Here is a 22,927-nt window from a genome sequence, read left to right on the forward strand (position 1 = left end):
GCTCAAACGATGACGATCATCCGACACGCCCATGGCGGCGACATTCCGGTGCTGGCCGAGATCGGCATGCGCGCCTGGGAGCAGGCAGTGACCGGCGTCGCCGACCTGGACGCGTTGCGCGACAATGCCCGCAACGCCTTCGTGCATTTCCTGCAAGGCCACTGGGTGACGGTCGCGGTGGCAGAGACCGGCGGGCGCATCGCCGGCTGGGCCGCCCGCGAGAAGATGGATGAGGAGATCACCGATCTCTGGGTCGATCCCGGCATGCAGCGCCAAGGCGTCGGCTCCGCCCTTCTTGCCGCGATCGAGGACGAGATGCGCAGGACCGCCTTCGAGACGGTCGATCTGCAGACCCATGCGCGCAACGCCCCCGCGCTCGCCTTTTTCCGTAAGCACGGCTACGCGGTGAACTGGCTCTCCGTCGCCTATTCGCAAAAGCTCGACCGCAACGTCGAGTCCGTCGGACTCAGGCGCCAACTGATCGAGGACCAGCCGATCGGCTATGGGCCGGGTGGCTTTTGACGATCGCCTCCAACCAGCTTCAGGCCGACGGCCAGATCAGCGAGCGATGGATGTTAAGGCCTGCCGTAACCCCGTCCGCCGAAGCAAGGGTGATATTGGCTGCCCCGAGCACGATGTCTCCCGCCGCATAGAGGCCGGGAAGCGACGTCTGCCGTTCCCCGTCAATCGCGATGGTCGGGCCGACCCGGCTTTCGGCGGTAGCAAGCCCGAGTGCTTGCGGAATGCCGCCGCGGATCTTCAGCTGCGGCGCGACAAACAGTCCCTTGACGCTGACGGCGTACCCGTGAGCGGTCGAGACGACGAGGCCGCCGTCGTCGCCACCCGCCACCTTCTCGACCTTTCCGGATACGAAGCTGACGTTGCGCTCGACAAGCAACGAAAGGCTCTGCGCATCCGGTTCGGGCTGTTCGTTGGTGAAAAGGGTGACATCGCCCCAGTCTGCGAGAAGCGTTGCCTGATGGGCGCTCATCGGTCCGCTGGCCAGCACGCCGAGAGCGCCGCCGCCGAGCTCGTAGCCGTGGCAGTAGGGGCAATGCAGGACGCGCTCGCCCCAGAATTGCGCAAGGCCCGGAACATCCGGCAGGATGTCCTCGAAGCCCGTGGACAACAGGACGCGCCGGCCATGGACGGCTTCACCATTGCTGCCGACGACGCGGAAATCGTCGCGCTCGCCTTCGAGCCGTTCGGCTGCGGCCTGAACGAAGGTAACGGTGGGATAGCGCGACAGCTGGGCTCTGGCCTCTTCCAGGATCGCCGTGCCGGGCTTTCCGTCCAGCGCAAGCACGCCATGCGAGTGACTGGCGAAGCGGTTGCGCGGTGTGCCGGTGTCAAAAATGGTGACACGGCGGCGGGCGCGGGCGAGGATCGTGGCGGCGGACAGGCCTGCGAAACCGCCGCCGATGATGATGGCATCTTCGGTCATGATGGGTCCTTTCTGGCATAGGGAGAGCGTCTGCCGGCCGGGCCGTCAGCAAGCTGCCCCGAGGGAGGGGATGTCGTCTCAGCCGGTACGGTGAGCCGTAGCTGCATGCCCGGCGGACCGGGCGCGGAATGCGGCGGCCATGTCTTCCAGCTTGATCTCTCCGAAACGTCGGAGAAGGATGTCCTCTGCCTCCTTCATCGTTTCGTCGAGTGCGCTGTTGACGACCTGCTCGACCACGCAGCCGGGATTTTCCGTCGCATGCCCGATCTGAAGCAGGTCCGGCTCGCCAAGCGCCAGATGAACGTCGAGCAGCGAGATTTCGCAGAGCGGCCGGGTCACAACCCAGCCGCCGCCGTGGCCGCGCCCGGATTCAACCAGCCCGGCCTCGCGCAAGCCCGCCATGGTCCTGCGAACGACGACGGCATTGGTGTTCAGGCAGGCGGCGATGTCGTCGGAGGTCATCGGCGTATCGCGCTCGGCCATGTGAAGAAGCGCATGCAGTGCTGCGGAAAGACGGCTGTTTCTTTTCATGTAACTATTTATGTTACGAATAAGCCGTCACGTCAAGAGCCGATGCCTTCCGGCAAATGCAAGGGCTGATTTCAGGGCTTTGGCGCGGGGGTCGTGATCTCGTATGTGCAGGCAAACGATGCCGCCGCGATCCGGTAGGTATCCGACGGGTCGTTTTGAACCTGAACGATCGCATCGCCTGGCATCGCTACCATGCGTTCGCCCCAGGGCGCGTCGAAAACGAATTCGCCGAGTGATTTCGAAACGATGAAATAGTTCATCTCCGCTCCGGTGGGCCGAAAAGGCTGGTAGCCTCTGTTGTCGGCAGGTGCCAGCGCCTCGCCATAGCGCTCCGGAAAATTCGCTGCCTTGACGAGAATCTCTTCGTTTCCGGTCTCCGCACAGCGGTTTCTCACCACCCAGTCGCCCTCTTCGGCCGGCTTGGATTTCGTCTCCACGCCCTGTCCCTTGATGATCGTGATGACCACCTCTCCGGCGTGGGCGGGCCGGGCGTCGACCTCCTTGGTCTTTCGCGCCAGACCGGTCTTGCCTTCGGCCTTCATGCTTTCCATCAGTTCGACCTGGTCCTTGACCGTCAGCTGCTGGGCGAGCACGTGAGCGGCGGGCGTCAGCGAAAGCGCGATCGTCAGGCTAAGGAGGGGGAGGCGGAACGATGCGGGACTGGACATGGAAAATTCCTGAACTTCGCCGGGTCTGTTTCACGGGAGCGACGACGCAACGCTAACATCGGCCACCCCATGGAACAAGGCGCGTTCAGGCCATCTCCAAGCCTTGCGCCGTCCGGCTAATTGCTCTACCTCCAAGATGAAGAGCAAGCCTAGATACGAGCATCAGATGACCATCATCGACGTCCGCACCCCCGATCCGAAACGTTTCATCCCCGGCGCCACCGGCGACTGGGAAGTGATCATCGGCATGGAGGTGCACGCCCAGGTCACCAGCAATTCCAAGCTGTTCTCCGGCGCCTCGACCGCCTTCGGCAACTCGCCGAATGCCAACGTCTCGCTCGTCGACGCGGCCATGCCGGGCATGCTGCCGGTCATCAACGAGGAATGCGTCCGGCAGGCGGTGCGCACCGGGCTCGGGTTGAAGGCGCAGATCAACAAGCGCTCGATCTTCGACCGCAAGAACTATTTCTACCCGGACCTGCCGCAGGGCTACCAGATCTCGCAGTACAAGGATCCGATCGTCGGCGAGGGCAAGATCGTCATCTCGCTCGGCCCTGATCGCCAGGGCAATTTCGAGGACATCGAGATCGGCATCGAGCGCCTGCATCTGGAGCAGGACGCCGGGAAGTCGATGCACGACCAGCATCCGACCATGTCCTATGTCGACCTGAACCGCTCCGGCGTGGCGCTGATGGAGATCGTCTCCAAGCCGGACATGCGTTCGTCGGACGAGGCCAAGGCCTACATGACGAAGCTGCGCTCGATCGTGCGCTATCTCGGCACCTGCGACGGCAACATGGACGAGGGCTCGATGCGCGCCGACGTCAACGTCTCCGTGCGCCGCCCAGGCGAGGCGTTCGGCACACGCTGCGAGATCAAGAACGTCAACTCGATCCGCTTCATCGGCCAGGCGATCGAATACGAAGCCCGCCGCCAGATCGGCATCCTCGAAGACGGCGGCAGCATCGACCAGGAGACCCGCCTGTTCGATCCGAGCAGGGGCGAGACCCGTTCGATGCGCTCCAAGGAGGATGCGCACGACTACCGCTATTTCCCCGATCCGGACCTGCTGCCACTGGAATTCGACGACGCCTATGTCGAAGAGCTGAAGACGCACCTGCCGGAACTGCCCGACGACAAGAAAGCCCGTTTCGTCACCGAGCTGGGCCTGTCGGTCTATGACGCCTCGGTGCTGGTCTCCGAAAAGGCGATCGCCGACTATTTCGAGGCGGTGGCGGCCGGACGCGACGGCAAGGCTGCGGCCAACTGGGTTATCAACGACTTGCTGGGCGCCTTGAACAAAGCCGGCAAAGCCATTGAAGAGACTCCCGTTTCTCCCGGCCAGCTCGGCGGCATCATCGACCTGATCAAGGACGGCACCATCTCCGGCAAGATCGCCAAGGACCTGTTTGAGATCGTCTGGGCCGAAGGCGGCGTGCCAGCCGAAATCGTCGAAAATCGAGGCATGAAGCAGGTCACCGACACCGGCGCGATCGAGAAGGCTGTCGACGACATCATCGCCGCCAATCCCGACCAGGTCGAGAAGGTGAAGGCCAAGCCGACGCTGGCCGGCTGGTTCGTCGGCCAGGTGATGAAGGCGACCGGCGGCAAGGCCAACCCGCAGGCCGTTCAGGCCCTCGTCAAGGCCAAGCTCGGCATCGAGGAATAAGCCTGTGTTCTTCGTTCGAACGGCCTCGGAGCGCGACCTCTCCAAGGTCAGCGCTCTCCTGGCCGAGACGTGGCACGCCACCTATGACGGCATCTACGGCGCTGCCAGGGTCAGCGAGATCACGGCGCAGTGGCACTCCGTCGCCGCATTGGCCGACCGGCTGAAGCGGAAGGATTCCGAGTTCGTCGTCGCCGACGATGGCAAGGCTCTTGGGGGCATGGCCTATGCGGCGATGTCGAAGACCGAGCCGAAGGTGGCGATCCTGCAGCAACTCTACGTGCTGCCGCAATATCAGCGACAGGGCATCGGCCGCGACATGTTCGCCGAGCTTGAGACTTGCTTTCCCGATGCCAAGGTGATGCGGATCGAGGTGGAGCCGGAGAATGCCGCCGCGATCGCCTTCTATGAAGCGCACGGGTTCGAAAAGGTTGGCGAAGCCTCGGGGCGCGTCGAACTGCCAGGAATGCCGGCGCTGGTCTACGAGAAGGCGCTCGGCTGAATGCCTCGGCGGAATTCAGGGCGTTCGCACGGTGCGGCAGACGCGATCCGTCACGGCAAAACCGGCCTGAACAGTCGGGAATCGCTGGACATTCGCACCCCGTCGCGCCATAAGCGAGGAACGGTTTCGACAGCGGGCCAGCCTTTCGGGCCCGGTCAAGGAAGTGGACAATGAGCCTTCTCAAGCAGATCTTCACCTGGTGGAACGGACAGACCATCGGAACGCGGTTCCATACTTGGCGCTTCGGCAAGAAGGTGGGCGAAGATCAGTTCGGAAACGTCTATTATCAGGGCGGCGGCACCGATTCCGAGGGCCGCACGCGGCGCTGGGTGATCTACAAGGGCTATGCCGAAGCATCCGCGATCCCGGCCGGCTGGCACGGATGGATGCACCATCGCACTGACGTTTCCCCGGCCGACGAGGACTACAAGCCGCGTGAGTGGCAGAAGGACCATCGCCCCAACCCGACCGGAACGGCGCAGGCCTACCGCCCGCCGGGTTCACTTGCCGTTCCCGGCGAGCGTCCGCGCGTCACCGGCGACTATGACGCCTGGACGCCGCGCGGCTGAACCGCTTTCGCCACATTTGACGGCTAGCGCAGAAGGTGCCCGGTCCTCGTGCCGGGCCGGTTCTTATGCGGAAGACGAAAGGGGACGGACTTGACAGGCAGGCTGAACATCGCTTTGCGAAAGGCGTCCGCGCTCGCCGTCTTGGGCGCCGCGCTGCTCGCCGCAAATGCTCCGGCCGAGGCCGCCCGCATCGAAAACCCCGTCGCCGTCTTTTCCGGACTGGACAAGATCACCGGCCGCATCACCTCGTTCGATGTCTATGTCGGCGAGACGGTGCAATTCGGCGCACTGCAGGTCACCCCGCGCGTCTGCTACAATCGCGACGATGCGGAAGCCCAGAAGGTTGATTCGTTCGTTGAAGTGGACGAGATCACGCTGGACCGCAAGATCAGGCGCATCTTCACCGGCTGGATGTTTGCCGAGAGCCCGGGCCTGAACGCCGTCGAGCACCCGGTCTATGACGTCTGGCTCACGGAGTGCAAGGCGCAATCCGAGGTGCCTCCGCCGGACACGACGACCTCTCGCTAAAGCAATTCCTCCACTGTGGGACCCGGTCGAGCACAGAATATCGGCTTGGTCGGCTGCGAGAGCAGGAAAGCAGGGGCCGTTTTGCTGATTGTCAGGTCGCCTTGGGTCCTTCGGGAAACCAGCGATACAAAAGTAACCGTACACCGAGGGCGGGAAGCACTCCAGCAAAGCCGGTGAGGTATATAATTCCCCGCCATGCTTTTGTTTGGAGCATAGCTGCCGCGCAGATTGCAGTAGCGACCCCGCCACAAAGGCCTGCGCACCAATATCCTGATCCAAGATTATGGCGCAGTGCCGCGAACAACGTTCCGCCCAATAAATACGGCACGAACCCGAAACCGTATCCGATCACGACGATGGACCACGTGTGTTCCCATTTTAAGACTCCAAAAGGTACGAGCAACAGTGCTGTGCCGATGGGAGGCCCCAAGACCGCAGCAAGCAATATGATCTTCCACGCGGGTGGCTTAAGGCTCACAAGTTGGCCCCTGAAAACAGACTTATCTACGCATCGTATTGCGGCGTCTGGATCAGGGCAACTAAGCGCGTTGGTACAAAGCGGATGCGGGTTTGTTGAGGACAACCAGTCTCAGAACGCCAAATTCGGCGAGGCCAACGCTTTGGCGAGCATGCCCTCGTAGCTCGCCTTCGGCACGTCGATGGCGCCGAAGGTTTTCAGATGCTCGGTGGTGAACTGGGTGTCCAGCAGCAGGAAGCGCTTTTCCTTCAACCGTGCGACCAGGTGCACGAGGCAGATCTTCGAGGCGTCCGTGCGTCTGGAAAACATGCTTTCGCCGAAGAACGCAGCTCCCAGGGACACGCCGTAGAGGCCGCCGACAAGTTCGTCCCCTTCCCACGCCTCGACGCTATGGGCGTGGCCCATGCGGTGCAGGGTGGCGTAGAGCGTCTTGATCTTGGTGTTGATCCAGGTGGAGGGGCGGTCGGGTGCCGCTTCGGCGCAGGCCGAAATCACCGCCTCGAAGGCGGTGTTGACGCGGATGTCGAAGGGGTTGCGGCGGATCGTCTTGGCAAGGCTGCGCGAGACGTGAAAATGATCGAGCGGGATAACGCCCCGCATGTCTGGCTCGACCCAGAAGAGCTCCGGGTCGTCAGCCGAATCGGCCATCGGAAAAAGCCCGATGGAATAGGCGCGCAGCAGAAGTTCCGGTGTGATCTCCGGGGACCTGCCGCGCCGCCCTGCCATGTTCCGCCCCTAGACTGAAGTCTTGGCCAGATAGTTTTCCAGCCAGTGGATGTCATAGTCGCCGTTGGCGATATCCTGATTGGAAATCAGTTCCTGGAACAATGGAAGCGTCGTCTTGATGCCGTCAATCACGAATTCGTCGAGCACGCGGCGAAGTCGCATCATGCATTCCACGCGCGTGCGTCCGTGCACGATCAACTTGCCGATCAGGCTGTCGTAGTAGGGCGGGATCTTGTAGCCCTGGTAGGCCCCCGAATCGACGCGTACGCCAAGCCCGCCGGGGGCATGGAAATGCGTGATCGTGCCGGGCGAGGGCACGAAGGTGCGCGGATCCTCGGCATTGATGCGGCACTCGATCGCGTGGCCAGAGAATTCGATCTCCTCCTGCGTGACCGAAAGCCCGGCGCCGGAAGCTACCCGGATCTGCTCGTGCACGAGGTCGATGCCGGTGATCGCTTCGGTGATCGGATGCTCCACCTGCAGGCGGGTGTTCATCTCGATGAAATAGAACTCGCCGTCCTCATAGAGGAACTCGACCGTACCGGCGCCGCGATACTTCATCTTCTTCATCGCGTCGGCGCAGATCTGGCCGATCTTCATGCGCTGCTCGACGTTCAGGGCAGGGGAGTTGGCCTCTTCCCAGACCTTCTGGTGCCGGCGCTGCAGCGAGCAGTCGCGCTCGCCGAGATGGATCGCATTGCCGGCGCCGTCGCCGACGACCTGCACTTCGATGTGGCGCGGCTTGCCGAGATACTTTTCCATGTAGACGGCATCGTTGCCGAAGGCTGCGAGCGCTTCGGAGCGGGCGGTGGAAACCGCTTCTTCGAGATCTGCTGCCGTCTTGGCGACCTTCATGCCGCGGCCACCGCCGCCGGCGGTTGCCTTGATCAGGACCGGGAAGCCGATCTTGCGCGCGATTTCCAGCGCGTTTTCAGGCTTCACTTCGCCATCGGAGCCCGGAACGACCGGGATGCCGAGCTCGACGGCCGTCTTCTTGGCGGTGATCTTGTCGCCCATCAGGCGGATGTGCTCGGCCGTCGGCCCGATGAAGGTGATGCCGTGCGCGTCCAGAATTTCGGCAAACTTGGCATTCTCCGACAGGAAGCCATAGCCCGGATGCACGGCGTCGGCGCCGGTGATCTCGCAGGCGGCGACGATCTGATGGATGTTGAGGTAGCTGTCGCGCGAGGGCGGCGGACCGATGCAGACGCTCTCGTCGGCGAGGCGGACGTGCATGGCGTCGGCGTCCGCCGTCGAATGCACGGCAACCGTGGCGATGCCGAGTTCCTTGCAGGCACGCAGGACGCGCAGCGCGATCTCGCCGCGGTTGGCTATGAGGACTTTGGTGATCATCGCGCCGCCCTCACTCGATGACGATCAGAGGTTCGCCATATTCGACCGGTGCAGCATCGGAGACCAGGATTTCGGTGACCTTGCCCGAGCGCGGTGCCGGGATCTGGTTCATCGTCTTCATGGCTTCGATGATGAGCAGCGTCTGGCCTTCCTGCACGGTGGAGCCGACTTCGACGAAGGGGCGCGCGCCAGGGGCGGGGGAGAGGTAGGCCGTGCCGACCATCGGCGCGGTAACGGCGTTCTTATTGTCGCGGACAGCGGCCGGGGCGGTGACGGCTGCTGCTGCAACCGGTGCTGCGACGGCATGAGGAGCGGGAACAGGGGCGGAGACGTACTGCGGCGTGCCGGCGCGCGAGACGCGGATGCGCAGGTCGTCCTGCTCGACTTCGATCTCGGTCAGGTCCGTCTCGTTGAGGATGTTCGCGAGATCGCGGATCAGCGTCTGATCGATGCCCTGCTTCTTGTCAGCCATGGGAGTGAGCCTCTTATTTTCTTTATTTCGTCAAGGATTTCAGCGCTTGCAGCGCCAGGAGGTAGCTATGCTCGCCGAACCCGCAGATAACGCCCTTGACCGCAGGCGCGATCATGGACTTGTGGCGGAATTCCTCGCGCGCATGCACGTTGGAAAGGTGCAGTTCGACGACCGGGATCCGGATGGCCCGGATGGCGTCGTGCAAGGCGATGGAGGTATGCGTGTAGGCGCCTGCATTGATGGCAATGCCGGCCGCCGTATCGCCGGCCTCGTGGATCCAGTCGACGAGCACGCCTTCGTGGTTCGTCTGGCGAAAGTCGATCGCAAAACCCAGCTTCTCGCCTTCGGCGCGGCACAGCGCTTCGATGTCGGCCAGCGTATGCCCGCCATAGATGCCAGGCTCGCGCTTGCCGAGCGCGTTGAGGTTTGGACCGTTCAGGACAAAGAGGGTGGGAGCCATTCGAATTTCCGCTTTCTGGATCGTGGCTTACCTATAGACCGCCGGTTCTTCAAGGAAAAGCCCCAAGGACCCGCGCGCGCCTTGTCCACAACCACGTTGCCTCAACAGCAAGGGAATGGCGGAAAGATGGCAGACCACACGGTCCCGGGGCGTCAGCGCATAAATCCGGGACCATGCTCAGGATCGGTTTTGCCGGCCGGCCTCAGCAGGCGGCCTTGCCGCAGGAGCGGACGTTCGCCACCTTCTCGCGGAGTTCGTCGATGCCGACGGCGCCGAATACTGCTTCATTTGCAATGACGTAGGAGGGAGTGCCGGTGATTCCGAGGCTCTGTGCAAGGCTGTAGGCATTGCGGACGGCATCGTCGTGCGGCTTCACTTCCATCTGCTTGCGGATGTCGGCTTCGCTGACCCCGAGCTTCGCGGCAAGCGCGATCGCGGTCTCTTCCGTGGCACGGTCCTCGCCGCTGAGCAGGGCGCGGTGGAATTCGCCGTACTTCTCCGGCGCCAGGTCGCGGAAGGCAGCGCTGACCTTGTGGGCGGCAAGCGAATCAGGGCCCAGGATCGGTAGCTCCTTCAGCACGAAGCGGACGTTCTTGTCGGCCTCCAGCATGGCGTCCATGTCCGAAAGCGCCCGTTTGCAGTAGCCGCAGTTGTAGTCGAAGAATTCGACGATGGTCACGTCGCCGTCGGGATTGCCGAGCGAGATGTCTTCCGCGGCATTGAAGATCGCCTTCTGATTGTCGGTGATCGCTGCGGAGGCCTGCTGCTGCTGCGCCTGCATCTGCTTCTGCTGAAGGGCTTCCTGCACGTCCATCAGGATTTCAGGATTTGCGAGAAGGTATTCCTTCACGATTGCGCCGATTTCCTCCTTCTGCTTGGCATCGAAGGCATGGGCCTGGAAGGGAAGGGTGAGCGCGCCTGCGAGCGCGAGTGCGGCTGCAAGCTTCTTGCCGTGATTGCGAAACATATGGTCCTCGTGATGGCGCAGCAGACTGGCTGCCGTCGTTTTCTAGTGGCCGCTTCGCTATCATGATCGCGGCGCATTGCGACGACCTTACGGCGGCGGCCGCGGAAACGGAACAGCATTTTCGGTAGAAAGGCTGCCCTGCCGGGATTGTGAACAGGGCGCTGTTCCGGCTACTGCGTTGTCCGCCACGTGCGGCGCTGGAGTTCGGTACTCCGGTTGTGCAGAGGCCCGCCGCAAATTCCCGCGCACGCCGCCCGGCGTCGTCAGTCCCTGATTCTCGAGGAAAGATCGAGCGATGAAAGTCTCCCGCCGCAGTGCAGTCGAACCGTTCCACGCAATGGACGTCCTTGCCGAGGCAACGCGGCGGCGATCCGCAGGCAATCCGGTCATCTCGATGGCGGTGGGCCAGCCGGCCTATCCCGCGCCCGCCGCAGCGCTTTCAGCCGCCCGGCAGGCGCTCGAGGACGGACGCATCGGCTATACCGAGGCGCTCGGGCTTAACGACCTGCGCCGGGGCATTGCCGGGCATTACCGCGCCCGGCACGGCGTCGACGTCGACCCGGCCCGTATCGCGGTGACGACAGGTTCGTCGGCTGGCTTCAACCTCGCCTTCCTGACGCTGTTCGATGTCGGCGACCGAGTCGCGATCGCGCGGCCCGGCTACCCGGCGTACCGCAACATTCTCGCAGCCCTCGGCATCGAGACGATCGAGATAGAGGTCAGCGCCGAAAACGGCTTCACGATGACGCCTGAAAGCCTTGAGGCCGCCCAGAGTGTGTTCGGCAAGCTTTCCGGCGTGCTGCTGGCAAGCCCGGCCAATCCGACGGGTACTGTCACCGACCGTGCGCACCTGAAGGCGCTGGCCGACTACTGCAGTGCCAGCGACATCGCCTTCATCTCAGACGAGATCTACCACGGGCTGATGTTTTCGGGCGAGGCGACGACCGCGCTTGAACTGACCGACGACGTCGTCGTGATCAATTCCTTCTCAAAATACTACTGCATGACCGGCTGGCGGATCGGCTGGATGGTGCTGCCGAAGGATGTCGTGCGCCCGATCGAGCGGCTGTCGCAGAGCCTTTACATCTCCGCCCCGGAAATCTCGCAGCTGGCGGCGCTCGCAGCGCTCGGCGCCCACGAGGAACTCGACGTCCACCGCGAGGCCTATCGCCGCAACCGCGACCTTTTGGCGGCACGGCTGCCCGAGATCGGCTTTACCATCGCCTCGCCCATGGACGGGGCCTTCTACGCCTATGTCGACGTCGGCCGCTTCACGAATGACAGCATGGCATTCGCCCGCCGCATGCTGGCGGAAATCGACGTCGCCGCGACGCCGGGCCACGACTTCGATCCGATCGGCGGGCACCGTACGATGCGCTTCTCCTTTGCCGGGGCATATGAGCAGATGGTCGAGGCGACGGATCGCATAGCGGCCTGGCTGAAATAGACGGCATCGACTTTATCGATGTGCCATCGGTGTGCCGGACTTCATACGGTATGCGCCGCGCGCACCTCGTTGACGGCAATGCAAAATCCATACGGCGCCGGGTGAGGAGCGTCGGAGACCGCTGCGTGACAGTTGCTCCGTATGCGCGATAGCGCGCGCCCCCAGATCCTTGACGGCCGTCACTACGAACCGCGCACCGGCGAAAAAGAAAAGACCCGGCACGATGGCCGGGTCCTGCATTCTTTAAATCGGCTGTTCTCAGAAGAAGCCGCGACGCTGCCACCAGCCGCCCTTCTTGGGCTTCTCGGGTTCGTCGCCTTCTTTTTCCTGCGGCGAGGAGGACTTGACGACGGGCGCCGAAGCGATCGTCGAGAGGTCGCGGTTGGCGCGGACGGGCTTGGTTTCCTCGAGATCCGCCGCAGCCTCTTCGACGGCCTCCTCGACCGCAACTTCTTCCGCAGGCTGCTCCTCGATCGCCGCCTGTGCCTCGACGTCGGCCGTCACGTCCGGTTCGGCTTCCTTCTTTGTCTTGGGCTTGCGGGTCCGGCGGGTCTTCGGTGCGGGCTCGGCCTGCACTTCGGCTACGACCTCTTCCCTGCTCGGCGCCGGCTCGCCTTCCACTGCGGCCACGACTTCGGCATCCGCGGTAGCCGCGATCACGGTCGGCTCTCCCACGTCGGCCTCAGCTTCAGTGTCTGCTGCTTCTGCACCGGCTTCCGCCTCGTCACCGCGGTTGCGGCGGCCGCCGCGCTTGCCGCGACGACGGCGCTTGCGCTTGCCCTGATCGTCGTCGGCTGCGTGCTGTGCCTCGTCGGCGGCTTCGGCCTCATCCTCGGCTTCGTCACCTTCTTCGTCCACGTCGCCCGGCTGTTCGCCGCCGAACGACGCTGTATCGCTGGCTTCGGTGCCTTCGGCACCGCCACGGCCGCGGCGGCGGCGGCGGCGCTTGCGCTTGCGGCCGGACTGGTCGTCAGACGACGAAGCAGCAGCGGCAGCAGCGGGCTTCGCCACAGCCTCGGCTTCCTCTTCCTCCAGATCTTCCTCGATGACGATGTCGTCGTCCTCGTCCGGTTCGGGGGCGAACTGGACGAACTGCTCGATCTTCACCGGATTTTCGACGGGCTCCCCGCGGTCGATCGCGAAATGCTGGGCGCCGACATGGGCATCCGCATCGATGACGATATGCACGCCGAAGCGCGTCTCGTAGTCGCCGATCGTGCCGCGCTTCTGGTTGAGCAGGTAGAGCGCGATATCCGGCGTCGTCCGCACGGTGATGTTGTGCGTCGTGTTCTTGAGCAGATACTCCTCGATGCCGCGCAGCACATGCAGGGCGACGGAGGACTGGGAACGGATATGCCCGGTGCCATTGCAGTGTGGGCAGGTCTGAGTCGTGCTTTCGAGCACCGATGCCCGGATGCGCTGACGCGACATTTCCAGCAGGCCGAAATGCGAGATGCGGCCGACCTGGATGCGGGCTCGGTCATGCTTGAGGCAATCCTTCAGCCTCTTCTCGACGGAGCGGTTGTTGCGCTTCTCCTCCATGTCGATGAAGTCGATGACGACCAGGCCCGCAAGATCGCGCAGGCGCAGCTGGCGCGCCACTTCCTCGGCGGCTTCCAGGTTGGTCTGCAGCGCCGTTTCCTCGATCGAATGCTCGCGCGTAGAACGGCCGGAGTTGACGTCGATCGAGACGAGCGCCTCGGTCTGGTTGATGATGATGTAGCCGCCGGACTTCAGCGTCACCTGCGGCTGCAGCATGCGGTCGAGCTGAGCCTCGATGCCTGAGCGCGAGAAGATCGGGTGAATGTCGCGGTAGGGCTGAACCACCTTGGCGTGGCTCGGCATCAGCATCTTCATGAAGCCCTTGGCTTCCTTGTAGCCTTCCTCGCCGGCAACGACGATCTCGCTGATATCCTTGTTGTAGAGGTCACGGATCGAGCGCTTGATCAGCGAGCCTTCCTCGTAGACGAGGCAGGGCGCGGTCGAATTCAGCGTCAGCGTGCGCACGTTCTCCCACAGACGCATCAGGTATTCGAAGTCGCGCTTGACTTCGACCTTGGTGCGGTTGGCGCCGGCGGTGCGCAGGATCACACCCATGCCCTGCGGCACTTCGAGATCGCGGGCGATCTCCTTCAGGCGCTTGCGGTCCTGCGGGTTGGTGATCTTGCGGGAAATGCCGCCGCCACGGGCGGTGTTCGGCATCAGGACCGAATAACGGCCTGCGAGCGAAAGGTAGGTGGTCAGCGCCGCACCCTTGTTGCCGCGTTCTTCCTTGGCGACCTGGACCAGCAGGATCTGCCGGCGCTTGATCACTTCCTGGATGCGGTACTGCTTGCGCGGCTTGCGCTGGATGCGGTCCGGAACCTCTTCCATCGCATCTTCGGCACCGACCGATTCGATCACTTCCTTTTCTTCGTGGTGATCGTCGTCGTCGTCATCGTCCTCGCCCGGACGCTTGCGCACCTCTTCGGAGATGACGTCGGTATCGACGGCGGCGGCCATGTCGCCGGACGGTGTCTTGCCGTCCTCGTCGTCTGCTGCTGCGGCCTGCACCTCTTCGGTGGCCTCATCCTTGGCGACGGCCTTCTTGGCGCGCGGCTTGCGCGGCTTCTTCGCCTTCGGCTTGGTTTCTTCCTCGACCGGCGCGGCCTCGGCTTCTGCGGCCGGCACAGCTTCCGCCGTTTCCGCGACAACCTCGACGGTCTCGGCCGCCGCGGTCTTGGCTTCGACAGTCTTGGCTTCGACCGGCGTCTCCTCCGGCGCCTCCTGGACGATCGTCACCGGCTGGGCGGCGACGGGCGCGGTCTCGACGTGTTCGATGTCCTCGTCGCGGCGGGCTTCCTCGGCCTCTGCCCGAAGCAGCGCCTGACGATCGGCCAGCGGGATCTGGTAGTAGTCGGGATGGATTTCGGCGAAGGCCAGGAAGCCGTGGCGGTTGCCGCCATAGTCCACGAAGGCCGCCTGTAGCGACGGCTCAACGCGGGTCACCTTGGCAAGGTAGATGTTGCCGCGGATCTGCTTCTTGTGCTGCGATTCGAAATCGAATTCTTCTATGCGGTTGCCGCGTACGACAACGACGCGCGTCTCCTCTGCGTGAGACGCATCGATAAGCATTTTGTCTGCCATGAAAGTCCTGCTCCTCGGCGCAGGCCAAGCCTGTCTGGCGACCAGCCGCCGATAGGCGGTTGGTCGGAAGGTGGGAGCGCTGCGCCGGATAAGTGATTTCCCGTCGGGGCGGGGTGAGCGGGCTGCGGCCAGACAACGACTGGTGCGATCACGCACCGAAGCCTGTTAACCTCTGACATATACCGCAGCGACAACATCAACGTCCAAACGAGATTGCCAATGTCATAGACCGAGACGGTCCGATGAAGCGGGCCTGAATGCCCATGGTGGATATCCACCGTTGATTTGGTCCGGCCACCGCCGGATTACCGCGATTCCATTGCTCGGGACGAAGCTTTGCGACGGCGGATGAAGGCCAGTTTCGGCGCCAATTCCAGATGGTTGGCTGCCCGCCTGCGGCTTCTATCCCGTCAGTGCTTTTTCCCTGAAATCGCTTTTATGTTCAATATGTCACAATGGCAAGGAAAAAGCCCGGACCGTCACAATTATGATCCAATCCCGCCCGATGGAAGCCGGCCGCGCAGCTGCTCCGGCGCGCCGCCCGTAAGGTTCGGTTAACCATGCGGCGTCAAGGTTGTCCGACGATTTGTTCGCTTCGGGCGTCTGGCGCGGCCGAAGGAATTGCTGTTGGATCCGAGCCGCAACCAGGGCGGTATTGGTCGGGGAGGTCGGAATTGAAAGTCGTTGTGGCGCAAAGGCGTGATGCGGGCAATCGGGCGGCGAGGTTGCTGTGCCGGCTTGCAGGCGCTGCCGTGCTTGCGCTTGCGGCCTTCCCATCGTTCGCCGGCGGAATCGCCGCTGCGGGTGCAGAAGTGACGACGGGCTCCATCCCGGCGGAAAATCCCGCGCTGCTCGCCTATTCTGGCCGCATGGCCGGCGACGATGCCCGCACGCGCCTCATCATCGATTTCGACAAGCGTCCGGATATATCTGTTCACTACGTCGCCAATCCCTATCGCATCCTGATCGATCTTCCAGAAACCGTGTTTGCGCTGAAGAAGGATGAGTTTGTCGCCCGCGGCCTCTTCAAGGATGTTCGTTTCGGCGCCATGGCGGAGGGACGCTCCCGCATCGTGCTGACAGCGGACAGGCCTGCAAGCGTCACGTCGACCGAGATTCGGGAAGAGGAGGGCGGCAAGAGCTTTCGCCTCGTCGTCGATACCGGGATCGTCACCAAGGAAGCCTTCGTCGAGCTGGTGAACGGCCAGAAATGGAAAGAGGCGACCGCAAGCGTCGCTTTCGCGGATGGGGCGGTGGTGCCGGGCGAAGTTGTGGAACCCGGCAATTTCGTCATCGCCGTCGACGCTGGCCACGGCGGCATCGACAATGGCGCGCTGGGGGCGGAGACCGGCACGCATGAAAAAGCGGTGACGCTGGCCTTTGCCAAGGAGATCGCGGCAGCGCTGAACAAGCTGCCGTCGACGGAAGCGTTCCTGACGCGTGACAAGGACGAATTCCTGTCGCTGTCGCAGCGGGTGCAACTGGCGCGCAGCCGCAATGCCAACCTGCTCATTTCGATCCATGCCGATACGCTTCGCCAGAAGGATATCCGCGGCGCGACGGTCTATACGATCTCCGACAAGGCATCCGACAGCCTCGCAGCCAACCTTGCCGCGCGCGAAAACCTTTCGGACGAGATTGCCGGCATGCCGCTGGAGGGCGAGCCGCCGGAAGTGGCAGATATCCTGATCGACCTGACGCGCCGCGAGACGCAGGGCTTTTCGATCGGCCTTGCCAAGCAGGTGGTCGGTGCCTTCGAAGGCGAGGTCAGGCTCATCAACAATCCGCATCGCTATGCCGGGTTTCGTGTGCTGAAGGCGCCGGATGTGCCCTCGGTTCTTCTCGAACTCGGCTTCCTGTCGAACAAGGAGGACGAGCAGCTTCTGATCGATCCCGCCTGGCAGAAGAAGGTGGCCGGCCTGATCGCGGAGGCGGTGGGGCGCTACCGTGCGACCGTCGTCGCCAACGGCGGCTGAGCGCGGGCGTCCCAACGGTTGAGGATGCGTGCGAAAAAGCGTTCATGTGCCGAAAAAGTGACAGCACCGGCAATTGAACCATGGCCTTCGCCCGTTGTTTGCATTAAGCCCTATTTTCCTCACATTCGAGGCTCTACTCGGGTCTGACGGGGCGACTCGGTGACGAATATTCAGGTCGCCGGCAGGGATGGATGGCTTTCCAAGAGCACAGGCACCGCGTGTGGTGCGCCGCCATCGTTCCAGCGATGAATTGATTAGGATACCGGTAACTGGCAAATGATCAGATTGATTGGATATTTTTTCGGGATTGGCACTGTCTTCTTCCTCGGTGTTGCCGCGGTGGTTGCAGTCTATCTCGCCAATGTCACGAAAGATCTGCCTGACTACGAGGTATTGAGCAATTATTCGCCGCCGGTGACGACGCGCGTCCACGCCACCAACGGCGCGCTCATGGCCGAGTACGCCCGCGAGCGCCGGCTCTTCCTGCCGATTCAGGCGATCCCGGACCGCGTCAAGGCGGCGTTCCTCTCGGCCGAAGACAAGAATTTCTACAACCACCCCGGCGTGGACGTCACCGGCCTGTTCCGCGCGATCGTCACCAACCTGCAGCAGATGGGCTCGGGCCGTCGCCCGGTCGGCGCCTCCACGATCACCCAGCAGGTGGCGAAGAACTTCCTGCTCAGCTCCGACCAGACCATCGACCGAAAGGTCAAGGAAGCGATCCTGTCGTTCCGCATCGAGCAGGCCTATTCCAAGGACCGTATCCTCGAGCTCTATCTCAACGAGATCTTCTTCGGGATGAACTCCTATGGCATCGCCGGCGCGGCGCTGACCTATTTCGACAAGTCCGTCACCGAATTGACGATCGCCGAGACGGCCTATCTCGCCGCCCTGCCGAAAGGGCCGAACAACTATCATCCCTTCCGTCGCGCCGACGCAGCGATCGAGCGCCGCAACTGGGTGATCGACCGCATGGCCGAGAACGGTTACATCACCAAGAGCGAAGGCGACGAGGCCAAGCAGCAGCCGCTCGGCGTGACGCCGCGCAACCGCGGCTCCTATCTCTTCGCATCCGATTACTTTGCCGAGGAGGTGCGCCGGCAGATCATCGAGCGCTACGGGGACAATGCGCTCTATGAAGGTGGTCTGTCGGTGCGCACCTCTCTCGACCCCCGCCTCCAGGTGATCGCCCGCAAGGTGCTGCAGGAGGGGCTCACCAGCTATGATGAGCGCCGCGGTTTCCATGGTCCGATCAAGACCGTCGAGATAGGCAGCGACTGGGGCATCGAACTGAGCAAGGTCCAATCGTTCAGCGACGTTCCCGAATGGAAGCTGGCCGTCGTGCTTGCCACCGACTCCAAGGGCGCCGACATCGGCCTGCAACCGCGCAAGGAACCGTCGGGCAAGGTTGCGCCCGAGCGGGTCACCGGGCGCATTCCGGCCGAGGCGATGAAGTGGGCCTACCGCTCCGCCAAGGGCGACCGCCGCTCGGCGCAATCGCCGGAAGGTGTCTTCACTCCGGGCGATGTCGTCTATGTCGAGCCGACCGAAACCGAAGGCTCCTATCGCCTGCGCCAGCCGCCGCGCATCCAGGGCGGCATGGTCGCCATGGATCCGCATACCGGACGCGTACTCGCCATGGTCGGTGGCTTTTCCTATAGCCAGTCGGAGTTCAACCGCGCGACGCAGGCGATGCGTCAGCCCGGTTCGTCCTTCAAGCCCTTCGTCTATGCCGCTGCGCTCGACAACGGCTATACGCCAGCCTCCGTCATCATGGACGCGCCGATCGAGATCGTCTCCGGCGGCCAGGTCTGGCGGCCGCAGAATTACGGCGGCGGCTCGGCAGGTCCCTCGACGCTTCGCCTCGGCATCGAGAAGTCGCGTAACCTGATGACCGTCCGCCTTGCCCAGGACATGGGCATGAACCTCGTCGCCGAATATGCCGAGCGCTTCGGCATCTACGATAAGATGAACCCGGTTCTCGCCATGTCGCTCGGTTCCGGCGAGACGACGGTCCTGCGCATGGTTTCGGCCTATTCGGTGCTGGCGAACGGCGGCAAGCAGATCAAGCCCTCGCTGATCGACCGCATCCAGGACCGCTACGGCAAGACGATCTTCAGCCACGAGGAGCGCACCTGCGAAGGTTGCAACGCGCAGGACTGGGAGAACCAGGAAGAGCCCAATATCGTCGACAATCGCGAGCAGGTGCTCGACCCGATGACCGCCTATCAGATCACCTCGATGATGGAAGGCGTCGTCACTCGCGGCACCGCCGCCGGCAAGATCAAGCTCGACCGTCCGGCAGCCGGCAAGACGGGCACGACCAACGACGAAAAGGACGCCTGGTTCGTCGGCTATACGCCTGACCTCGTCACCGGCCTTTATCTCGGCCTCGATAGCCCCGCACCGCTTGGCCGTGGCGCCACCGGTGGCTCGCTGGCGGCCCCGCTCTTCAACACCTTCATGCAGCAGGCGCTGGAAGGCACGCCGCCGACGAAGTTCCTCGTTCCTGAAGGCATGCAGATGATCGCCGTCAACCGCAAGACCGGCATGGCGGCCATGGAGGGCGATCCGGACACGATCATGGAAGCCTTCAAGCCCGGCACCGGCCCGGCCGACACCTTCTCCGTCATTGGTGGCGAGGAGTACATGGAGCCGGAGGAGATCCTTCGCAGCTCGCCGCAGGCCAACCAGGCGGTGAGTGGCGGCCAGAGCGGATTGTTCTGATCACCTTCAGCAGCCGACGGAAATGAAAAAGGCGGGCGTTCTCAAGCGTCCGCCTTTACATCTTTCGGCCATGTGACTATCTCACGGACCAACTCGCAAACAATCGAAGAAGACGGATATGCGCGCGGAAATCGAAAACGTAGTCGACGAAATCAAGCAGGCCATAAGCCTGCTGAGGAGGCATCTTTGACTGGGATCAGGCGGTAAGACGACTGGACTGGTTGAACAACAAGGCAGAGGATCCGAACCTCTGGAACGATGCCACCGAAGCTCAGAAGCTGATGCGCGAGCGCCAGCAGCTCGATGATGGCATCACCGGCCTGCGCGGCCTGGAGCAGCAGCTCAAGGACAACATCGAACTCATCGAGCTCGGTGAGGAAGAAGGTGACGCCGACATCGTCAAGGATGCCGAGAACGCCTTGAAGGAGCTGCGCACGGAAGCCAATCGCCGGCAGGTCGAGGCGATGCTGTCCGGCGAGGCCGACGGCAACGACACCTATGTGGAAGTCCATTCGGGCGCAGGCGGCACGGAGAGCCAGGACTGGGCGAACATGCTGCTTCGCATGTACACCCGCTGGGCCGAGCGCCAGGGCTTCAAGGTCGAGCTTCTGGAAATCCACGACGGCGAAGAGGCCGGCATCAAGTCCGCGACGATCCTCGTCAAGGGCCACAATGCCTATGGCTGGATGAAGACCGAATCGGGCGTGCACCGCCTGGTACGCATCTCGCCCTATGACAGCAACGCCCGCCGCCACACCTCGTTCTCATCGGTCTGGGTCTATCCGGTCGTCGACGATTCGATCAATATCGACATCAACGAGAGCGATTGCCGCATCGATACCTATCGCTCGTCGGGTGCGGGCGGCCAGCACGTGAACACGACCGATTCGGCCGTGCGCATCACGCACATCCCGTCGGGTATCGTCGTGGCCTGCCAGCAGGAGCGCTCGCAGCACAAGAACCGGGCCAAGGCCTGGGACATGCTGCGCGCCCGCCTGTACGAGGCCGAGCTGAAGAAGCGCGAGGAGGCTGCCAATGCCGAAGCCGCTTCAAAGACGGACATCGGCTGGGGACACCAGATCCGTTCCTACGTGCTGCAGCCCTACCAGCTGGTCAAGGACCTGCGCACAGGGGTGGAGAGCACCGCGCCATCGGACGTGCTCGACGGTGAACTGAACGAGTTCATGGAAGCGGCCCTCGCGCACCGTGTCAGCGGCGGCGCCGACGCGTCAGTCGAAGACCTGGCCTGACGGCGCATGGATGCTGCGGTCTCGCAGCTGACGGACTACACAATGAAAAGGCCCCTTCGAGGGGCCTTTTCATTGTCGGCAAGCCCCCGCGACTTCACGCGATCACGTGTGGTGCCGGGCTTTGCCACTCGAAGTCTGATGCCGCGGCATCCCGCCGATGCCGCAAAATGGCCACTGCGGCCTTCAGTTGCTGGCCTTTTCCACGCGCATCTCGCCGAGATCGTCGATCAGGACTGTCCAGGAATCGGAGTGCGCCGCCTTCGGATCGGTCTTGAGGTGGATGGTGGCGAACATGCCGGGCTGGGCCGTGACGCCGTCCGAGCTCTCCGGGCGGATATCCGTCACATAGGCCTTCATCGCTGTGAATTCCTCGATTTCCGTCGACGAGGCGATCGCCGGGCCGTCCGCCGCCATTTCGATGCGCTGCAGAAAGACCTTTGCGGTTCCGTCCGGCTGGCGCAGGGAAAAGAGCTTGTAGTAGCCGCGGCGGACGGGCGTGTCGCCTGCATCTGCAGCAGTGCTCTCCGTCGTCGGTGCTGCAGCCTTGTCACTATCCTCCGCACTGTCCTGCCAGTAGCCGGTGCTGACGGCGAAGGTCACTGCCGGCGGCAGCGGTGACGCATTCTGTGCACGGACGGTTGCTGCCGCGCTCACTATGACTGCGACGAGGATGGCGGTGGCAGTAGGGCGGAACATCGCGAACTCCTTGGCGTTCCAGGGGCGGCCTCGGTTCAATACTGGAACTGTTCGGACAGGATGCGCTCCGACCAGGAGTGATCGGGGTCGGAGAGAATGATGGCCGTCAGGTTTTCCGATTGCGAGATCCGCACGGAGCGGACGGATTTCACTTCGGTGTAGTCAGCCACCGCATTCACCGGCCGCTTCTCCGCCTCCAATATGTCGATGTCGACCCGCACGTGGTTGGGCAACAGCGCACCGCGCCAGCGGCGGGGGCGGAACGGGCTGACGGGCGTCAGGGCGAGAAGGGGGGCTTCCAGCGGCAGGATGGGGCCGTGTGCGGAAAGGTTATAGGCCGTCGAGCCGGCCGGCGTGGCCAGCAGAAGACCGTCGCAAATCAGTTCGTCCAGCCGGACCCGCCCGTCAATGCTGACGCGCAGCTTTGCGGCCTGGTAGGATTGCCGGAACAGGTAGACCTCGTTGATGGCCAGCGCCTCGCTGACGGCGCCGGCCGCATCGACCGTCCGCATTTCCAGCGGTCGGCACAAGTTCTCCACGGCACTGGCGATGCGGCGGGGAAGATCGTCCACGCTGAAGCGGTTCATCAGGAACCCGACCGAGCCGCGGTTCATGCCGTAGACGAGCTTGCCGGAATTCATCGTCGCGTGCAGCGTCTGCAGCATGAACCCGTCGCCGCCGAGCGCCACGATCACGTCGGCCGTTTCCGCGTCGGCGTTTCCGTAGCGCGCCACCAGTTCTCCCAACGCCTGCTGCGCCTCGGGCGCCTGTGACGCGACGAACGAAAGCGATTTGATGCTGCGCGTCATATCCTGCCGATGCCTCTCCCGATGCCATGACACTGCGCCGCGCACGGCACCAGCAGGCGCCCGATCCGCGGGCCGCCTTTGTGGCATGCCTTTCGGTCATGTGCATCATAAAATTCAGGCCATCGCCGTGTGTCAGGGCGCGCCACTCGAAAGCCGGGCCTTCGCTCCCTCGCTCCATCCGGACGATGATCTGCCGGCTAACCCCGGCGATCGTCGCCCCGTCCTCCTGGCTGGGGCCGAGGAGGACGCGGCCGACGCGTAGCAGGCAACAATTAGGGATTCGGGTGGGCAACTCGCAGCAGACGCCGGTTCAGGGCGGGCCGCGAGCTATTTCGGTCTTGGGCGGAGCAGACATTGGAAGGCTCTGCTTCCTTTTCGATCATCGCGAGGAACGGGCCGTCGTCGACGAGATTCAGCTCTTGGGCTCCGGTTAAATGGAACTGCGCGTTGTGGTCTGTTGCCGGCCCTGAAATAGGCCTTGCAGCCGACCTGGGGAGATGCATGCAGCCGACGCTTGCCTTAGGAGGAGGCC

20 protein-coding genes are annotated in these 22,927 nt (G+C 63.3%); 9 read left to right on the top strand and 11 right to left on the bottom strand.

The features are described 5' to 3' along the window. Positions 1-9: 9 nt before the first annotated feature. The gene (locus tag HV823_RS04820; protein ID WP_176948583.1) at positions 10-522 is read left to right on the top strand and encodes a GNAT family N-acetyltransferase; all 513 of its coding nucleotides are present in this window, start codon (positions 10-12) and stop codon (positions 520-522) included. A gap of 19 nt (positions 523-541) precedes the next feature. On the opposite strand, the gene HV823_RS04825 is transcribed toward HV823_RS04820, so the two are convergent. From HV823_RS04825 to HV823_RS04835, 3 genes are all read right to left on the bottom strand, one after another. Beyond that, complete coding sequence (locus HV823_RS04825) at positions 542-1,444, bottom strand: NAD(P)/FAD-dependent oxidoreductase (protein ID WP_176948584.1); 903 nt, start codon at positions 1,442-1,444, stop codon at positions 542-544. Between the two features lie 78 nt (positions 1,445-1,522). Continuing rightward, a complete protein-coding gene (locus tag HV823_RS04830; RefSeq protein WP_176948585.1) occupies positions 1,523-1,975 on the bottom strand; it encodes an Rrf2 family transcriptional regulator in 453 nt (150 codons plus the stop codon). Between the two features lie 71 nt (positions 1,976-2,046). After that, complete coding sequence (locus HV823_RS04835; RefSeq protein WP_246300896.1) at positions 2,047-2,643, bottom strand: hypothetical protein; 597 nt, start codon at positions 2,641-2,643, stop codon at positions 2,047-2,049. A gap of 166 nt (positions 2,644-2,809) precedes the next feature. Here HV823_RS04835 and gatB point away from each other — a divergent pair, with 166 nt between their 5' ends. From gatB to HV823_RS04855, 4 genes are all read left to right on the top strand, one after another. Next, positions 2,810-4,312 (top strand): Asp-tRNA(Asn)/Glu-tRNA(Gln) amidotransferase subunit GatB, encoded by a 1,503-nt coding sequence (gene gatB / locus HV823_RS04840; protein WP_176948586.1) that lies wholly within the window; start codon positions 2,810-2,812, stop codon positions 4,310-4,312. A gap of 4 nt (positions 4,313-4,316) precedes the next feature. Further along, on the top strand, positions 4,317-4,811 hold the full coding sequence (locus HV823_RS04845; RefSeq protein ID WP_176948587.1) for a GNAT family N-acetyltransferase: 495 nt from the start codon (positions 4,317-4,319) through the stop codon (positions 4,809-4,811). A 170-nt stretch (positions 4,812-4,981) separates the two neighbouring features. Then, positions 4,982-5,380, top strand: coding sequence for an NADH:ubiquinone oxidoreductase subunit NDUFA12 (locus tag HV823_RS04850; protein ID WP_176948588.1), 399 nt, complete (start codon positions 4,982-4,984; stop codon positions 5,378-5,380). 90 nt (positions 5,381-5,470) lie between these two features. After that, positions 5,471-5,908 (top strand): DUF2155 domain-containing protein, encoded by a 438-nt coding sequence (locus HV823_RS04855; RefSeq protein WP_425487634.1) that lies wholly within the window; start codon positions 5,471-5,473, stop codon positions 5,906-5,908. A 589-nt stretch (positions 5,909-6,497) separates the two neighbouring features. On the opposite strand, the gene aat is transcribed toward HV823_RS04855, so the two are convergent. The 5 genes from aat to HV823_RS04880 form a co-directional block, all read right to left on the bottom strand. Beyond that, positions 6,498-7,112 carry a leucyl/phenylalanyl-tRNA--protein transferase gene (aat, locus tag HV823_RS04860; RefSeq protein WP_176948589.1) on the bottom strand — a complete coding sequence of 205 codons (615 nt, stop codon included), beginning with the start codon at positions 7,110-7,112 and terminating at the stop codon, positions 6,498-6,500. A 9-nt stretch (positions 7,113-7,121) separates the two neighbouring features. Next, the gene (gene accC / locus HV823_RS04865; protein ID WP_176948590.1) at positions 7,122-8,465 is read right to left on the bottom strand and encodes an acetyl-CoA carboxylase biotin carboxylase subunit; all 1,344 of its coding nucleotides are present in this window, start codon (positions 8,463-8,465) and stop codon (positions 7,122-7,124) included. Between the two features lie 10 nt (positions 8,466-8,475). After that, on the bottom strand, positions 8,476-8,937 hold the full coding sequence (gene accB, locus HV823_RS04870) for an acetyl-CoA carboxylase biotin carboxyl carrier protein (RefSeq protein WP_176948591.1): 462 nt from the start codon (positions 8,935-8,937) through the stop codon (positions 8,476-8,478). Between the two features lie 22 nt (positions 8,938-8,959). Next, on the bottom strand, positions 8,960-9,397 hold the full coding sequence (gene aroQ / locus HV823_RS04875) for a type II 3-dehydroquinate dehydratase (RefSeq protein ID WP_176948592.1): 438 nt from the start codon (positions 9,395-9,397) through the stop codon (positions 8,960-8,962). 202 nt (positions 9,398-9,599) lie between these two features. Beyond that, on the bottom strand, positions 9,600-10,364 hold the full coding sequence (locus HV823_RS04880) for a DsbA family protein (protein ID WP_176948593.1): 765 nt from the start codon (positions 10,362-10,364) through the stop codon (positions 9,600-9,602). A gap of 295 nt (positions 10,365-10,659) precedes the next feature. Between HV823_RS04880 and HV823_RS04885 the strand changes: the two genes are divergently transcribed. Next, the gene (locus tag HV823_RS04885) at positions 10,660-11,811 is read left to right on the top strand and encodes a pyridoxal phosphate-dependent aminotransferase (RefSeq protein ID WP_176948594.1); all 1,152 of its coding nucleotides are present in this window, start codon (positions 10,660-10,662) and stop codon (positions 11,809-11,811) included. A gap of 258 nt (positions 11,812-12,069) precedes the next feature. Here the strand turns inward: HV823_RS04885 and HV823_RS04890 are convergent, their stop codons facing one another. Continuing rightward, on the bottom strand, positions 12,070-14,937 hold the full coding sequence (locus HV823_RS04890) for an Rne/Rng family ribonuclease (protein ID WP_176948595.1): 2,868 nt from the start codon (positions 14,935-14,937) through the stop codon (positions 12,070-12,072). Between the two features lie 674 nt (positions 14,938-15,611). On the opposite strand from HV823_RS04890, the gene HV823_RS04895 reads away from it, so the two are divergent. The 3 genes from HV823_RS04895 to prfB all read left to right on the top strand — a co-directional run bounded on the left by HV823_RS04895 (position 15,612) and on the right by prfB (position 20,890). Continuing rightward, a complete protein-coding gene (locus HV823_RS04895; RefSeq protein ID WP_246300898.1) occupies positions 15,612-16,913 on the top strand; it encodes an N-acetylmuramoyl-L-alanine amidase in 1,302 nt (433 codons plus the stop codon). Positions 16,914-17,189: 276 nt separating this feature from the next. After that, positions 17,190-19,640, top strand: a complete 2,451-nt coding sequence (locus HV823_RS04900; protein WP_176948597.1) for a penicillin-binding protein 1A — start codon at positions 17,190-17,192, stop codon at positions 19,638-19,640. Positions 19,641-19,758: 118 nt separating this feature from the next. Further along, positions 19,759-20,890 (top strand): peptide chain release factor 2 gene (gene prfB / locus HV823_RS04905; RefSeq protein WP_176948598.1). Its coding sequence is split into 2 segments (ribosomal slippage): positions 19,759-19,827 and positions 19,829-20,890, totalling 1,131 coding nucleotides; the frame shifts between segments, so codons are not numbered across the junction. 183 nt (positions 20,891-21,073) lie between these two features. On the opposite strand, the gene HV823_RS04910 is transcribed toward prfB, so the two are convergent. Then, on the bottom strand, positions 21,074-21,586 hold the full coding sequence (locus HV823_RS04910; RefSeq protein WP_176948599.1) for a hypothetical protein: 513 nt from the start codon (positions 21,584-21,586) through the stop codon (positions 21,074-21,076). A 35-nt stretch (positions 21,587-21,621) separates the two neighbouring features. Further along, positions 21,622-22,395, bottom strand: a complete 774-nt coding sequence (locus HV823_RS04915) for an NAD kinase (RefSeq protein WP_176948600.1) — start codon at positions 22,393-22,395, stop codon at positions 21,622-21,624. Between the last annotated feature and the right edge of the window lie 532 nt (positions 22,396-22,927).

The organism is Mycoplana rhizolycopersici (genome assembly GCF_013378445.1).
GTDB lineage: Bacteria > Pseudomonadota > Alphaproteobacteria > Rhizobiales > Rhizobiaceae > Mycoplana > Mycoplana rhizolycopersici.